Origin of the sequence: Celeribacter naphthalenivorans, assembly GCF_020524585.1 — a bacterium.
GTDB lineage: Bacteria > Pseudomonadota > Alphaproteobacteria > Rhodobacterales > Rhodobacteraceae > Celeribacter > Celeribacter naphthalenivorans.
In genome coordinates this window covers 1-13,234 of the sequence record NZ_JAIVLK010000005.1, presented here as the reverse complement: position 1 = coordinate 13,234, position 13,234 = coordinate 1, and the positions used below count along the sequence as shown (strand labels likewise).

The 13,234-nt window shown below is 55.7% G+C and carries 13 protein-coding genes and 1 pseudogene; 2 read left to right on the top strand and 12 right to left on the bottom strand.

Annotated features, from left to right (window positions below; translation table 11 throughout):
- Positions 1-32: 32 nt before the first annotated feature.
- Positions 33-830, top strand: a complete 798-nt coding sequence (locus LC094_RS11400) for a hypothetical protein (RefSeq protein ID WP_226552922.1) — start codon at positions 33-35, stop codon at positions 828-830.
- Positions 831-1,094: 264 nt separating this feature from the next.
- Here the strand turns inward: LC094_RS11400 and LC094_RS11395 are convergent, their stop codons facing one another.
- The 5 genes from LC094_RS11395 to LC094_RS11375 are packed head-to-tail and all read right to left on the bottom strand — an operon-like array spanning position 1,095 to position 5,722.
- Positions 1,095-2,297 carry an FAD-dependent monooxygenase gene (locus LC094_RS11395; protein WP_226552921.1) on the bottom strand — a complete coding sequence of 401 codons (1,203 nt, stop codon included), beginning with the start codon at positions 2,295-2,297 and terminating at the stop codon, positions 1,095-1,097.
- A gap of 34 nt (positions 2,298-2,331) precedes the next feature.
- A complete protein-coding gene (locus LC094_RS11390; protein WP_226552920.1) occupies positions 2,332-3,135 on the bottom strand; it encodes an ABC transporter permease in 804 nt (267 codons plus the stop codon).
- Positions 3,128-3,925: an ABC transporter ATP-binding protein gene (locus LC094_RS11385; RefSeq protein WP_226552919.1), complete on the bottom strand. Its 798-nt coding sequence runs from the start codon at positions 3,923-3,925 to the stop codon at positions 3,128-3,130. Before LC094_RS11385 ends, LC094_RS11390 begins: the two co-directional genes overlap by 8 nt.
- A gap of 37 nt (positions 3,926-3,962) precedes the next feature.
- Positions 3,963-4,706, bottom strand: a complete 744-nt coding sequence (locus tag LC094_RS11380; protein ID WP_226552918.1) for an ABC transporter permease — start codon at positions 4,704-4,706, stop codon at positions 3,963-3,965.
- A gap of 14 nt (positions 4,707-4,720) precedes the next feature.
- On the bottom strand, positions 4,721-5,722 hold the full coding sequence (locus LC094_RS11375; protein ID WP_226552917.1) for an ABC transporter substrate-binding protein: 1,002 nt from the start codon (positions 5,720-5,722) through the stop codon (positions 4,721-4,723).
- A gap of 232 nt (positions 5,723-5,954) precedes the next feature.
- Between LC094_RS11375 and LC094_RS11370 the strand changes: the two genes are divergently transcribed.
- Positions 5,955-6,596 carry a TetR/AcrR family transcriptional regulator gene (locus LC094_RS11370; protein ID WP_226552916.1) on the top strand — a complete coding sequence of 214 codons (642 nt, stop codon included), beginning with the start codon at positions 5,955-5,957 and terminating at the stop codon, positions 6,594-6,596.
- 6 nt (positions 6,597-6,602) lie between these two features.
- On the opposite strand, the gene LC094_RS11365 is transcribed toward LC094_RS11370, so the two are convergent.
- The 7 genes and pseudogenes from LC094_RS11365 to LC094_RS11335 form a co-directional block, all read right to left on the bottom strand.
- Positions 6,603-7,211, bottom strand: coding sequence for a flavin reductase family protein (locus LC094_RS11365; RefSeq protein WP_226552915.1), 609 nt, complete (start codon positions 7,209-7,211; stop codon positions 6,603-6,605).
- Between the two features lie 67 nt (positions 7,212-7,278).
- Positions 7,279-7,899, bottom strand: a complete 621-nt coding sequence (locus LC094_RS11360) for an isochorismatase family protein (protein ID WP_226552914.1) — start codon at positions 7,897-7,899, stop codon at positions 7,279-7,281.
- An 85-nt stretch (positions 7,900-7,984) separates the two neighbouring features.
- Entirely contained in the window at positions 7,985-9,016 is a 1,032-nt protein-coding gene (locus LC094_RS11355) for a M29 family metallopeptidase (protein ID WP_226552913.1), read from the bottom strand.
- A gap of 47 nt (positions 9,017-9,063) precedes the next feature.
- On the bottom strand, positions 9,064-9,840 hold the full coding sequence (locus tag LC094_RS11350; protein WP_226552912.1) for an alpha/beta fold hydrolase: 777 nt from the start codon (positions 9,838-9,840) through the stop codon (positions 9,064-9,066).
- Positions 9,841-9,851: 11 nt separating this feature from the next.
- The gene (locus LC094_RS11345; RefSeq protein WP_449727669.1) at positions 9,852-10,601 is read right to left on the bottom strand and encodes a maleate cis-trans isomerase family protein; all 750 of its coding nucleotides are present in this window, start codon (positions 10,599-10,601) and stop codon (positions 9,852-9,854) included.
- 110 nt (positions 10,602-10,711) lie between these two features.
- A complete protein-coding gene (locus LC094_RS11340; RefSeq protein ID WP_226552911.1) occupies positions 10,712-11,377 on the bottom strand; it encodes a TetR/AcrR family transcriptional regulator in 666 nt (221 codons plus the stop codon).
- Between the two features lie 1,187 nt (positions 11,378-12,564).
- A pseudogene (locus tag LC094_RS11335) lies at positions 12,565-13,055 on the bottom strand (IS3 family transposase); the annotation flags it as partial.
- Between the last annotated feature and the right edge of the window lie 179 nt (positions 13,056-13,234).

The window sequence follows — 13,234 nt, the reverse complement described above, 5'->3', positions numbered from 1 at the left end:
GACGCAAGTTTTAAAAATGCAAAAACGGAGAAATGGTTTTGCTCAACAATCAAAAACTAAAGAAAACGGAAATCGACCGAATTCACGCACAACAGGTTTTGGCGTCGGCAGTGGCACACTGGCCAAGTGACGAACTTCATGGCCTTGATAATCGAGTGATCTTCTTGACGGTTCACGTCGCGACACGAGATGAAATCCAGACGGCGATACATGGGATTTACCCAAAAATTCGTAAGGCGTTTGGCTTCAAGGACAGGCCAATCAACCAACGGATATCCTTTATCGCCGCAGGCGATTTTCGCGGGACGCGAAACAATGCGGTTGGTTGCTTTGACTTCGAAGCACCGCACGTCCACGGCATCATCATCCTGCCAAAAGCACTTGCACCCGAAGACGACGACGATTGGGAAGCCGTCTTGGAAGAGCTGCGCAGGGTGATCGCCGAGCTTGAAGAGGTATTCAACATGATGCGCCTTGGACGCGAAGAGGTCGTTGTTGACCTCAGAAAAGCCGCGTTCGACAAATACGATTTACAGCACCTCATTCTGTACGCGACCAAGGCTGATCGAAAATACTTCGATGTTTTTGGCGATCTGACGAAGTGCAGGATTTTCCCGCTTGAGGATATTCGCACCGGCTATCGCCCCGAACACGCCAAGGTTGAAATTGAGTACCGCACGCGCTTGCACCTAGAACGGGACAAGCTTTACGCTCAGTCAGCCAATCATCGCTTTGACCGTTTTGAGACGGAACATCTGTCGACAATGAGCGCGAAAGACGACGCGACGCGCCAAAAGGCACAAGCCCGCTTCAAGTATTACATCCACTAAAGGCTCCGACGGGTTAGTCCTCATGAGATTAGGTCTAACCCGTACCTCGAACGGCACAGTTTCCTCTGGTGACGACGGCCCTTGTGACGCTACAACCTTGAGCAAAGAAAAATATTCGCGCGAGGCATTGGTCCTCTCCCACCATTCAAAAACCGAACGATGCGCTTTGGAGCATTTCAGCTGCCGCCGATAAAATATGAAAACGCCCAGAAATATTCTGGGCATTTCCTAATTCTCACTATGCCACTTTGAGGCTTTACGCACTCACTCGGCGGGTTCACGCATTCGGACGGAAAAGTCACGCGGATCGTAATCATAGACCCAATCCGTGTTGATCCCCGTTGTACGGGGATCTTCCTTGGCGCGGCGGGCATATTCTGCATCTCGTGCCGCCATTTCCTCCTCTGTAGGCAAGTGATAGGTCCGGCCACGCTCGCGAGCTTCAAGTTGAACCTTTGAGGTCCGCGGTCGGCGCTCAGCCTCATAGGCGGCAAGTGCCTCTGTCAGATTATCGGGATAAAGCCCCAGAGCCTCCCCCAGAACATAGCCATCCTCAATGGCCATCGCAGCGCCTTGCGACAGGAACGGCAGCATTGGGTGGCACGCATCGCCCAACAAAGTCACAGCCCCTTTCGTCCAGCTGTCCATTGGATCGCGGTCGAACAGGCCCCAGTTATAAACATCCTCCACATTCGCAAAAAGTTCGGCAAGATCAGGGTGCCATCCCGCGAAATCGGAGAGCATGTCTTCGCGAGATGCTCGTGTGCTCCAGCTTTCGTCGACCCATTCTGAAGCCTCTGTCACGGCCACGATGTTCACCATCTCGCCACCCTTGACATAATAAGTCACCACATGTGCGTTCGGCCCCATCCAGAAAGTGCTATCGGGATTGACGTAATCCACCACGCCGCCGGTCGGCACCAAGGCGCGATAGCATTGATGGCCGGTCCAGCGCAGATCGCCCGTACCAAACAGCGCGCCGCGCACAACAGAACGCACCCCATCGGCACCAATGATCAAGTCGGCCTCAAACGTACTGCCGTCATCGAACATGGCGCGCGCGCCGCTTTCGGTCAGCTCCACCCCTGTGCATTTTACGCCAAAGCGACAGCGCTCAGGCGGCAATTTCTTTGCAAAGAGATCGAGCAAATCCGCGCGGTGAATGTGGATATAAGGCGCATCGTAATGGGCCTGAAATTCCGCCCCAAGGTCGATGCGGAAATTTTCGCGGGCGGTTTCCCAGTTGCGCCCAACAATGGCCTTCGGAAAAAAGCCGCTTTCAAGGAAAGTCTCATAGAGCCCAAGCCCTTTGATCGCCTTCACTGCATTGGGGGTCATCTGGACCCCGGCCCCCACTTCACCAAATGCGGGCGCCTGTTCGAAAATGGTGACGTCGTGGCCTTTCGACAGCAAAGCATAAGCCGCTGCGGTGCCACCAATGCCACCGCCAATAATACCGATCTTCATGGTTTCTCCTTTTCTTATCGTAGTGTGCGGGCGCTCAGTCACGCCAGCGCAAGAGTTTCTTTTCCACCCGACCCAAGACGCCGCGCTCCAAAAGCTGCATCGCGATGATGAAGATGATCGCCACGGCGGCCACTTCGCGCATCCGCAACAGGCGGAAGCTGTTAAAAATCGACGCGCCAATGCCGTCGGGCTGGCCGATGGCTTCGACCACAACGACGAGTTTCCATGACAAGGCGAAGGAAAAACGCATCGCGGTCAAAAGTGCGGGCATGAGTTGCGGGATCAGAACTGATCGCAGCCGGACACTGCGCGGCAGATGATAGATTTGCGCCATCTCATCGAGGCTCTTGTCACGGGCATGCACATTCGAGCGCACGATATTGGTGACAAAGGGTGCCACCGCGATCGTCAAGGCGAGGAACCCGGCCATTTCCCCTGTGCCCACTGCCAGAATGGAAAAGATGATGTAAACCGGATCCGGCACAGCCAGAGCCAAGGCCAAAAGCGGCTGGAAAAACGCTTCGGCTTTTTCATTCAGCCCGATGATCAGACCGAGCACGGCTCCGACAATCGAAGCGGCGGCGAATGAGGCCAGAACGCGCCCAAGTGTCAGAAAGAAATCATCCCAGAAACTATGGTTCTGCAACGCACGCCCCATGGCCATAAGCGTGGCATCGATCGTCGGAACCCAGGGCCGAAAAGCAATCGACATGATATGCCAGATCAGCAGAATGGAGATCAATGCGATGGCGCCGCTGAGCACCCGCGCGGGCACCACCGCGATCCAGTCGCGTTTGCGCACGAACCCGATAGGATTGGAAAGAGGCAGATCAGGCAACGGAACTCTCCTCTCGCATAGCAAGGCCCCAAGGCGCCTGAACCCGACGGATGATGTCGGCCTCAACCTCTGCGATGCGGGCATCGTCATAGTCGCGTGGTCGCTCCAGGGGGACTTTGTAATCCTCGAAAATCCGTGCCGGACCTTTGGTCAGGATCAGGATGCGATCCGCAAGATACACCGCCTCGCGAATAGAATGCGTCACAAAGACGACGGTGGCATTGGTGCGCTGACAAATGCCGGTCAACTCCTGACGCAGCGAGCGCGCCGTCACCTCATCCAACGTGGAAAGCGGCTCATCCATCAGTATGTAGGACGGGTCAATCAGCAGGGCGCGAGCAATGGAGACCCGCTGACGCTGCCCCCCAGACAGGCGCATCGGCCACGCGTCCTTGAATTGAGAAATGTGCAGGATCGAGAGGATTTCGTCGATCCGGGCTTCCCATGTGCCACGCGGCACCTGAGAGGCGGCCAGCGCGATCTCGAGGTTCTGGCGAACAGTGCGCCAAGGCAACAGCCGATGAGATTGGAACACATAGCCTAGGCGTGGCGGTTTTGATTGAGCGGTGAAGAGCTCTTCGTCTTCCACCAGCACGCGGCCTTTCGAGGGCGCGCGCAGGCCAGAGATGACATTGAGCATGGAAGATTTGCCACAGCCGGACGGGCCGAGAATGGCAACGAATTCACCGCGCTTGATATCGAAATCTAGCTGGGCGACGGCCTCGCTTTGGCCATAGGTCACGCCGAGATTGACGGCCTTAAGCACCGAGGGACGGGTTTCTTGGGTCATGGTCTTTCCTTAGAAGTCTTGGTCACACAGGCGCCGATCAGCGCCAGCGGAAGACATATTTTTCAGCGGTGCGGATCAGGCCGTATTCAGCGAACAACACGATGGCCATGAAAACGAGCAGCCACAGATGGACCTCGATCATGATCATGTAGCTCCAGGCATGTTCGAATTTTGCACCAAAGCCCGTCTTGGCGGCCCCGAATATCTCAGCAACCACAATCACCTTCCACGCCAGCGCATGGGCATTGCGCAGAGCGGAGAAAATGTAAGGCGCCACGAAAGGGGCCCACACATGCTGGATTTTGGTCAAAAGCCCGAGGTGATACACCTGCGCCATTTCGTCGAGATCGTGATCGGCGCTGGCCAACCCGTCCCGCAGGCCGACAGCCATATAGGGAAAGGTGATGAACGCCACAACAAGCACATAGCCCGCCTCGGATCCTTTGAAGATGGCCAGTGCCAGAATGGCGGCAATGGCACTTGGCGTGCGCAGCGCGGCGGTCACGTAGTAGCTCAGCACATCGCCTAAAAGCCGCGAACGGGTCATCGCAAAAGCGGCGACAAACCCGGCCGCAACCCCCATAAGTAAGCCGAAAACGACACGTGCAAGCGTGATGCCGATATTCGTCCAGGTCGCAGGGTCGGACAGGAAATGCGGCAGTGCCTTAGCCACCGTCACTGGGTTTTCAATAAATGTGGTGTTCTGATGCGCCAGAAACCATGCCGGAATGAGGAGCAGGAGGGCCAGATAGGCCCAAACCTGCTTTTGAAGAGAAGTCATGTCGCGCATCCAGATTACGGCCGAGGCCCGACATAGTCTTCAAGCGAGACCATCATGCCATCAGGCACATTGGTCAGCACGTCACCGTCCTCGGCCAACTTGCCCAGAAACTCCATCGCGGCCGCGCGTTTGTCCTCGGACCAATCGGTGGTAAAGTAGTTGTGGGAGGCACCGTTCTCGATCAGCACGTCAAGCACGGCATCGCTGGTGATCCCGAGTTTTTCGCGAATATAGGGTTTGCGCAGAATCTCGTAATTGGTCTCTTCGAGCAGAGCGACGGCTTCGTCATAGGCATCGCGGACACCGTAGGCCAGGTCCGGGTTGTCTTTCAGCCAATCCCCATGCGCCACCATATTGGTGATCCATGGCGCAAATCCACCATTGAAATCGGCGTAATCGGAATAGGCCTGAAGCAGGTAACGCCCATCGGTGGCTACAATCGCCTCGGAGACGAAACTTTCGAAGTCGAAAATTGCGTCAACCTCGCCTTCCTTGAGCAGCGACACAAGCGCCGCCGGCCCGACTTGGGACAGGTCATATTCTTCGAGCACGTCAAAGCCGTACATTTCTTCGACAATCAGGCGGATGAACATGGTGGTGCCACTGTCCGCGCCGAAATGGCCAACCTTTTTGCCTTTCAAATCCTCGGGCGTCTGTGCCGCGGACCCGCCCGGCACAACGATACCGAGATAGAGGTTTCCGACCGGATAAAAGGAGGTGATGTCAAACCCTTCCTCGCGGGCGAAGGCCACCCCGAGCAGGTCGTTGTCCATCGACACATCGGCATTGCCGATCAGGAAGTTTTGAAAAATGCCTTCGTGGGGCAGATATTCGAACGTACCGTCAAAGCCGTGCTTTTCATCGAGGCCCTCGCCTTCGATGATCATCATCGGCACACCGCCGAGACTTCCCGCGACAGCCTGAAGGGTGACTTCGGGCATATCTTGGGCAACGACCTGCGCAGAGAGGCAGGCCAAGGCGGTCGCAGTCAGACCGCCAAGAATAGAGCGTTTCATTGGGCGTTTCCCTGTTGTTTGTGCTTATGCGATGACCATAAGATCGCTGCAATTAATTAATCAAGTAATTAATTTTCATCATGCTCATTTTTATGGAAAAACCAAACCCATCATTATAAATGAGATACATTATAAAGCATTGGACGCGTTGATTTGATCAGTCTTTGAGCCGATTGAAAGAGACCTATCGCGCAGCATTGCCCAAATGGCACGAACGGGATAACGACTCTGCATGGCACACACGAAACAAAAGCGCGTCGGACGACCGGAAGGCCAGAGAAATCTGGCCGACAAAATCCTCGACAAGGCAGAGATTCTGTTCGCTGAACAGGGCTATTCCGGCACGACACTGCGTCAGGTCGCCGACGCCGCCGACGTCACCTCCGCGATGACGGCATATTATTTCAAAAACAAGGAGAACCTGTTTCGCGAAGTCTTCACACGTCGCGGCCTCGAAATTGCCGAGCAAAGGATGCAACAGCTGGACATGCTGCAAAAGGGCGACAACCTGTCCCTAGAAACGCTGGTTCGCTCCTTTCTCCAGCCCTCTTCCGATCTGCGTCACACCAATCAGGGACGTGCATTCTTACGACTGCATGGACGACTGCACATGGAGCCGGAGCCCCTGTCCTTTTCATTGCGCCGAGAGGTGTATGACGCCTCGACCCGCGCCTATGTAGAGGCGCTCGTGGCTTTGCTTCCGGAGCAACCGGAAAAACTGATCTACCAGAAAATGTCTCTGATGGTCGGCGCTTATCTCTATGCGTTCTCCGACACGAACCGTCTCAAGGAACTAGCCATGTCGGAGGATGCAACCGATGATCTTTTGGAAACGACGGTCGCCTTTTCGGTGGGTGGATTTCTGGCAACCTGATCCCGCTCAGAGCTTCGGACGCCGCATCTGGAACAACGTGCCGATGCTAGCAAAATCCTGATAGCCGAGCCGCGTAAGAGGCCTATAACGCAAGACATCGAACCGCCCCTTTTCACTCAGGCAGTCATTGCGCAAATGGATCGCCTCCACGCGAGCAAGGATCATCAAATTGCCTTCGCCTTCCAGATCAATCGTCTGTGTAATCCGACATTCCAACGCCGCCGGAGCCTCCGCCAGTCGCGGACAGTCGATCGTTTCGCACTCCGCCGCCTTCAGCCCCAGCGCCTCGAACTCGCTCTGATCCGCCGGATATCCGGCCGACGAGGCATTAAGCGCCTCGCGATCTTCAAATCCTGCAATATTGATACAAAACACGCCAGTCTCGACGATGTGGCTGTAACTGTCCTTGCCCTTTTCGCGATCCGGTTTGCCACCGATGGAGGAGACGATCACCTGCGGCGGAGTGTAGGCCACGGCGTTGAAAAACGAATACGGCGCGAGGTTCGTGGCGCCCGTCGCTCCTCGAGTCGAAATCCATGCGATTGGACGCGGCGACACAATTGCGGCGAATGGGTCTTGTGGCAGACCGGACCTGTCTTTCGTCAGGTAAAACATCGCTTTCTCCTATGCAAAAAGGGAAGACCATCGCCTTCCCCATTCATTTCGCAGCTCCGAAGTGAGATCAAAGACTTTTGAGCCAACTCAGAATATCAGCCGCGTCTGTGACATCCGCGTATTTCTGATCCATGTCGTAGAGGTTCGCCGTATGCGGAGCCTCCGCCCGGTCGGCGCAGCAATCACGAGGCACCAAGACGTTGTACCCCGATTGAACGGCGTCGACGACGGTTGCCCGAACGCAGCCAGACGTCGTCGCACCGGTCACGACAACCGTATCAACTCCGGCACCGGTCAGAAGCGCATTCAACGTCGACCCAAAGAAGGATGATGCCCCCTTTTTCGTGACAATCGCGTCCTCGGGTTGAATACCCGTCGCGGCGTCAATTTCGACAAGCCGCGTGCCCTCGATCAGTGCCCGCATGCCGGTGGCTTTTTTGAGCCAGGGCAGTTTGTCCAACTCACCGGGGTGATAGGCGATTGTGGTGAAGATCACCGGAAACCCTTTGGCGCGGGCCACATCGCAAATCTCTTTGGTCTTTGCCATCTGCGCAACAGCATCAGAGGCCGTGGGGTATAGCAGATCGGTGAACCCGTATGAGAAATCCACGACCACAATGCCGGGACGCGCGCCACGCGGCACGGAGACGCCAAAGCCCGCGGCCTTATAGGTGTCTGACTGAGACATGCTGTGCTCCTTTGAAATAAAAATGGGGCGACCACAAAGAGGTAAGGAACAGGCCGCCCCGGATGCGCTTGAGACCGGGGAAGCCTCAGCCGCGCTCCATCTGAATCTCTTTCACCACGATATCGCCGTCGATCACGATGGCTTCGTCATCAAGGAAGAGCGAACAATTACGCATCGGGATGTCGAGGTGACAGGCGGTATCGTTCGGGCCGCCCAATTCATTGTTCGGCCCCGTGGAGAACATCACGTTGCCATAGAAGCTACGCGGTTCCATGCCCATGCCGCCCGGGAAAGCACCCGGCACCATGTTGTGCCATCTGGCGTTCGGGTTCATGCCCCAGCCAACATGGCTCATGCCGAGCCCGCGCGGATCGTTGAAGGCATCCATGTAGGATTTCACCAGTTCCGTATCGAGACCGCCGCGCATATCGGTGATCCAGCCCTTCTCGATCGTGTAGGTGATCGGGGTGTTCACATAGGTGTTCTGCGGCAAAAGCACATCGCCCGGAGCGACCACAATCTGACCATCAACGCCGTCGTCGTCGCCACCCGTAAAGACAAAGCCCGACGGCCAGTGATCCCAGCGCCCCGGCTCATCAGTGCAGGCATATTCTGTCACCGTCGGGTAGGTGTTGAGCTTATAGGTCACATCAGTGCCGTGGGGCGAGGTGATGCGCATGACCTTAGCCTTGCTGAGCATCTCGCCCGCGATGGTCACCTTTTCCTTGATCTCCTGCGTCGGCAGCAGCCGTGCCAGAAGTTCGGGCGGCTCAACGGCAGTGAGGATACGCGTGCCGGCGGCCTGAATCGCGAATTGCTCCGGCGAGAACAGAAGAAAAATACAGTCGATCAGCATGTCGCAGTTTTTCAGCGCTTCGACCGCATCCGGCATCGCCGCGAGACCGGTCTGACCCACAGCCCACTCGCCAATGACGGCAGGCGCAGGCAGGCGCATGTGATACATGTTCGCACCGAGCATCCGACCTGCGGCCATAAACGCATCGGCATAATCGAGGCGTTCATTGCCTTGCGTGAGAACGATGAGGCGTTCGTCTTTTTGCACACCTGACATTTTCAGCTGATGCAGACAGATTTCCGTGAAACTTGCATGATCCATATCTGTATTCCCTGTTGATTTATGCTTGTTTGGCCTCAGCCGTAATTTCAGGCGGAGAAATCCATGACGGCGCAGAGGAAGCCCTCGAGGTCATCCCATGGGATCATGTGCCCTGCGCCGTCGACGGTGCGGACTTCCATGGATGGCAAAAGCTCTTTGAGTTCAGCCTCATCTTCCGCCTGGATGACAGGTGCGCCGCCCGCAATCACGAGACGCGTCGGTACTGTGATTTTGGGAACGTCTGCGTGGATGTCATCGGTGTGAAAGCCGTCATAGGCGGCGCGGATCGCGCCCCAGTGACAGGTGTGAAGCCATTCGGCGCGAAGGGCGCGTTGTTCCTCAGTCCAGGTCGGGCAGTAGGCTTTCATGTCCTCTGCCGAACAACCTTTCACAGCCATCTTGATCGAGTCGCCGTACCATGGCCATGCCGAAGGGTATGCACGACGGTTCGGGCCGGAGACCGGCGGATCGACCAGAATGGCACCCTTGAACATCTCTGGCTTGGTCGTCACGGCACGGATCGCCGTGCGTGCCCCCATGGAGTGACCGAGGACGATAGGCTGATCCATTTGCTCCGCAATCGCCACGGCGTCGGCGGCCATGGCATCCAGCGTGTAATCCAGATCCCCCGTCTCACTGAGACCGCGTCCGCGCACGTCAAGAACGTGGACGTCGAACGCTTTGGCGAGTCGTTCGGCGACAAAGCCCCATGTGATCGCCGGAGACGTGATGCCGGGAATCAGGAGCATCTGAGGGCCCTTGCCCTCATAGCGGATCAGATGATTGCGAATGCCGTTGGCGTGAATGTTGTATCCGAAGGCCATCAACTTTCTCCTTAATATGCGCCGGACAAGAGCGTGCCGCCACCCGGAACACGGGTGTCGAGATCAAGCTCTTTGAGCATCTGCCACGTCGTTGCGATTGCCGCCGTCAGGACGGGCTTACCTGTGACCGCCTCCGCCATCGGCACAGCCGGAAGCGAAGGCATCTGTACGCAGGCAGAAAGAACCACGGCATCGACATCGTCGGTTTTCAGACCCTTGACGATTTCCGGTAGATTCATCGGATCGTGTGCAGCCACGTCGAGGTTGTCTTGAATTTCGAGGGCAATGTAGTCGCTCACCTCGATGCCTTCGTTACGGATGTACTCCACAACCATTTCGGTCAGCGGTTTCATGTAGGGGGCGACGAGGGCGATTTTTTTGGCGCCGAGCGCGCGAATGCCCTCGATCAGAGCTCCAGCAGAGGTCACCACCGGAGCGGGCCCACCGTTGTCGGCAGCCACACCCGCAAGACGCGGCCCGGACACACAGTGATACCCCTTGCCCATGGACATGATCGCCACGAGACAGGCGTAGCCCATCACATCGACCTTGGCGTCCGAAAGCTCCAATGCGCAACGATCGCTGTCGGCGTCCATCTTCTCAAGCTCTTCCTTCGTCACATGCTTCATCCGCATGCGGGCCGAGTGAAAGGTGAAACGTTCCGGCGCGACGGCTTCGCGTGCCTTCAGGAGCGCGGGGATTTCCGTTTCCATGGTGACATTGGAGCTGGGAACAATTTGCCCGATCCGAAATTTTTTCATGATTCTCGTCCTTGAGAGTGCGTTTTCTCAAGGGGTAATTCTAATTCTGTATAATTACAAGTCTGAATAATTACTCCCGCACGCGGAACAGACTTTAATTCCGGAGCCGCTTAGGGAAGCGGCGCCCGCAGACCCGCGGACAGGAAAACCGTCAGATGATCGAGCATATCCCCCTGCTCCACCTCGCCGATCTGATCATCGGTCAAGTCATTGAGCCGCCCGAGATCATTGAGCATGAACATGTAGGTGCCAACGAGAAAAGCCATGCGGAGCGAGATGACGTTTTTCGGGATCTCTGGCAGCGCATCGCAGAGCGCGGCGATATAGCGTTTAACGGAGGCGTCGTAGACCTCACTGCGGAGATGGAGTGCGTGTTCATCCAACTCGGAATGCAACCGGGCCTGAAGACGAACAAACGCAGCGCCATTCGGGCCGGAATATTTCATATCCCATTGTGGTTTAAGATAACTTCTGACAATCACTTCAACAGTAGGCGCACCCTGAGCGGCCAGAAGTTGATCCAAAAGCACATGGCGAGCACCAGAAATGGCGGAACCGCGGCGGCGCACGACCTCGTCAAACAGGTCTTGTTTGGAGCCAAAATAATAGCGCACCAGCGCCTGATTAACGCCAGCTTGTGAGGCAATGTCCCGCACCTTGGCACCGTTGAATCCGGCCTCTGAAAAAATCAGCTCCGCATTATCGAGAATGACATCCCGCAACTCGGCTCCCTCTTTCGGGCGTCCCGGCCTGCGGCGCGTTTTCAATTCTGACATCTCAGACACATCTCAACCTTTGTTTCTTAAACTATGTCAGACGGTCGCATCGACATCAAATGCAATTATTATACTAAAAATTAATTAATTCACCAACATCAGAGCACACCTTACTCAAACCAAATCATCATCAAGTTAGCTCCCACACTCCTACGGACAGGATTTAGCTATCCGCCGCGCAAACCACGCAATCAGCCCCATCAGGCCCGCACTCGATGCTGGCTCTTGGGTAGTCACGCGCCCGCACCTAGAACTGGACATGCTTTACACACAGGCAGAAAATCGACGCTTTGACCGCTTCGAGACGGAGCATCTATCGGCAATGAACGCGAAAGACGGCGCGGCGCGCCAAAAGGCACAAACCAGCTTCAATTATTACATCCACTGTACGCTCCGAGGGACGCGAGTTTACTCAACACCCCCGAAGATACCTTGAAGTGGTCCCATGAAATCGGACAGTGAGCTAAGGTGTATCCCGAGCCTTTGAAGGGGTACGAGAATGGCAAAGCGCCGGAATTTTACAGATCAGTTTAAGGCCAAGGTGGCGCTGGAAGCGCTGCGCGGTGACAAGTCGACCTAGGAGATCGCGTCGAAGCATCAGCTTCAACCACGGCAAAGCTACCACACAGTGCTTTACGGCACGGCGACAACAATCGGTGGCGTCGTTTGCACATTCGAACGCCCTGCCCCACTCTATGAAGTCAATGAATTAGAGACGGAAGGTCCGAGTAGCCACTACCTCCGAAGACGCCGGGCGCCGCCCAATTCACACTCCGGAACACCTATGCGATCAAATGGGAGAACAACGTTTCACCATGGCGCAGGTTGCTCCAGATGGTTCCCCCGGCCTAGAAGGCCTGCGGTCGTCGCACAGGCTAAAAATGTCAAAATTGGCTCCCAGAAAGTTACACAAAAATTTACACAAAAAAATTTAAAACGTTGATAATATTTATTTAAAACTAATTGTAAATCCGTGTACACCGGTTCGTTTCCGGTACTCGCCTCCATTTACTTTCAAGCACTTGTGTCATCATGGCCTCCTTGAAAGTACGACCGTTTGCAGGTCGGCTTACAGTTCTTTTCCATTTTGCCGTCGACACAGCTTCCAGCGCCTGATTCACGCGGTTCGGTTCCGTCCGCGGAAACCACCGCGCAATGTTCCATTGAGGTGAGGTGCCCCTAGTTTCCTAGACACCTGCCTTTTCCAGTTTGAGCTGTCTTTCTTCGAAGTCAACGAGCGACAGCATGCCGTTGTTCGTGTGCTTGCGCTTCGAGTTGTAGAATATCTCAATGTACTCAAAGACATTGCGCCGCGCGCCTTCGCGGGTTCGGTAGGTCCGCCGCCTGATTTTTTCCCGTTTCAGCAGCTGAAAGAAGCTCTCGGCCACAGCGTTGTCGTGGCAGTTTCCGCGACGGCTCATCGAGTGTTCTAATCCGTGAGCCCTTAGGAACGCAGCCCATTCGCGGCTTGTGAACTGAGCGCCTTGATCTGAATGCACCAGCAAGCCCGGAGCCGGTTTGCGCCGCCAGATCGCCATAAGAAGAGCCTGCACAGCAAGCTCAGACGTTTGGCGGGAGTGAACTGTCCACCCGACACGCGCCGCGAAAACAGATCGATGACCACAGCGAGATAGGCGAAACCTTCGTGCGTCCTGATGTAGGTAATATCACTCGACCATTGTTCTTGAACCAATGGCGAACAATGTCTCGTCCCATGCCCGATCAGGTGCCGCCACGTCGGCCTGCCACTATGTATGCGATTTTGATTTTGGCTGTGTGCGTTTCGGCAATTTGAAACGACAAAATTCTCCCGGGGGAGGCGCTTAACTATCTGTTACTTATCGGTATTTATTGGTT

Bases quoted from the DNA above. Each gene is read 5' to 3' on its own strand.
- LC094_RS11400 (WP_226552922.1), top strand. From the start codon at position 33: ATGGTTTTGCTCAACAATCAAAAACTAAAGAAAACGGAAATCGACCGA.
- LC094_RS11395 (WP_226552921.1), bottom strand. From the start codon at position 2,297: ATGAAGATCGGTATTATTGGCGGTGGCATTGGTGGCACCGCAGCGGCT.
- LC094_RS11385 (WP_226552919.1), bottom strand. From the start codon at position 3,925: ATGACCCAAGAAACCCGTCCCTCGGTGCTTAAGGCCGTCAATCTCGGC.
- LC094_RS11380 (WP_226552918.1), bottom strand. From the start codon at position 4,706: ATGACTTCTCTTCAAAAGCAGGTTTGGGCCTATCTGGCCCTCCTGCTC.
- LC094_RS11375 (WP_226552917.1), bottom strand. From the start codon at position 5,722: ATGAAACGCTCTATTCTTGGCGGTCTGACTGCGACCGCCTTGGCCTGC.
- LC094_RS11370 (WP_226552916.1), top strand. From the start codon at position 5,955: ATGGCACACACGAAACAAAAGCGCGTCGGACGACCGGAAGGCCAGAGA.
- LC094_RS11365 (WP_226552915.1), bottom strand. From the start codon at position 7,211: ATGTTTTACCTGACGAAAGACAGGTCCGGTCTGCCACAAGACCCATTC.
- LC094_RS11360 (WP_226552914.1), bottom strand. From the start codon at position 7,899: ATGTCTCAGTCAGACACCTATAAGGCCGCGGGCTTTGGCGTCTCCGTG.
- LC094_RS11355 (WP_226552913.1), bottom strand. From the start codon at position 9,016: ATGGATCATGCAAGTTTCACGGAAATCTGTCTGCATCAGCTGAAAATG.
- LC094_RS11350 (WP_226552912.1), bottom strand. From the start codon at position 9,840: ATGGCCTTCGGATACAACATTCACGCCAACGGCATTCGCAATCATCTG.
- LC094_RS11345 (WP_449727669.1), bottom strand. From the start codon at position 10,601: ATGAAAAAATTTCGGATCGGGCAAATTGTTCCCAGCTCCAATGTCACC.
- LC094_RS11340 (WP_226552911.1), bottom strand. From the start codon at position 11,377: ATGTCAGAATTGAAAACGCGCCGCAGGCCGGGACGCCCGAAAGAGGGA.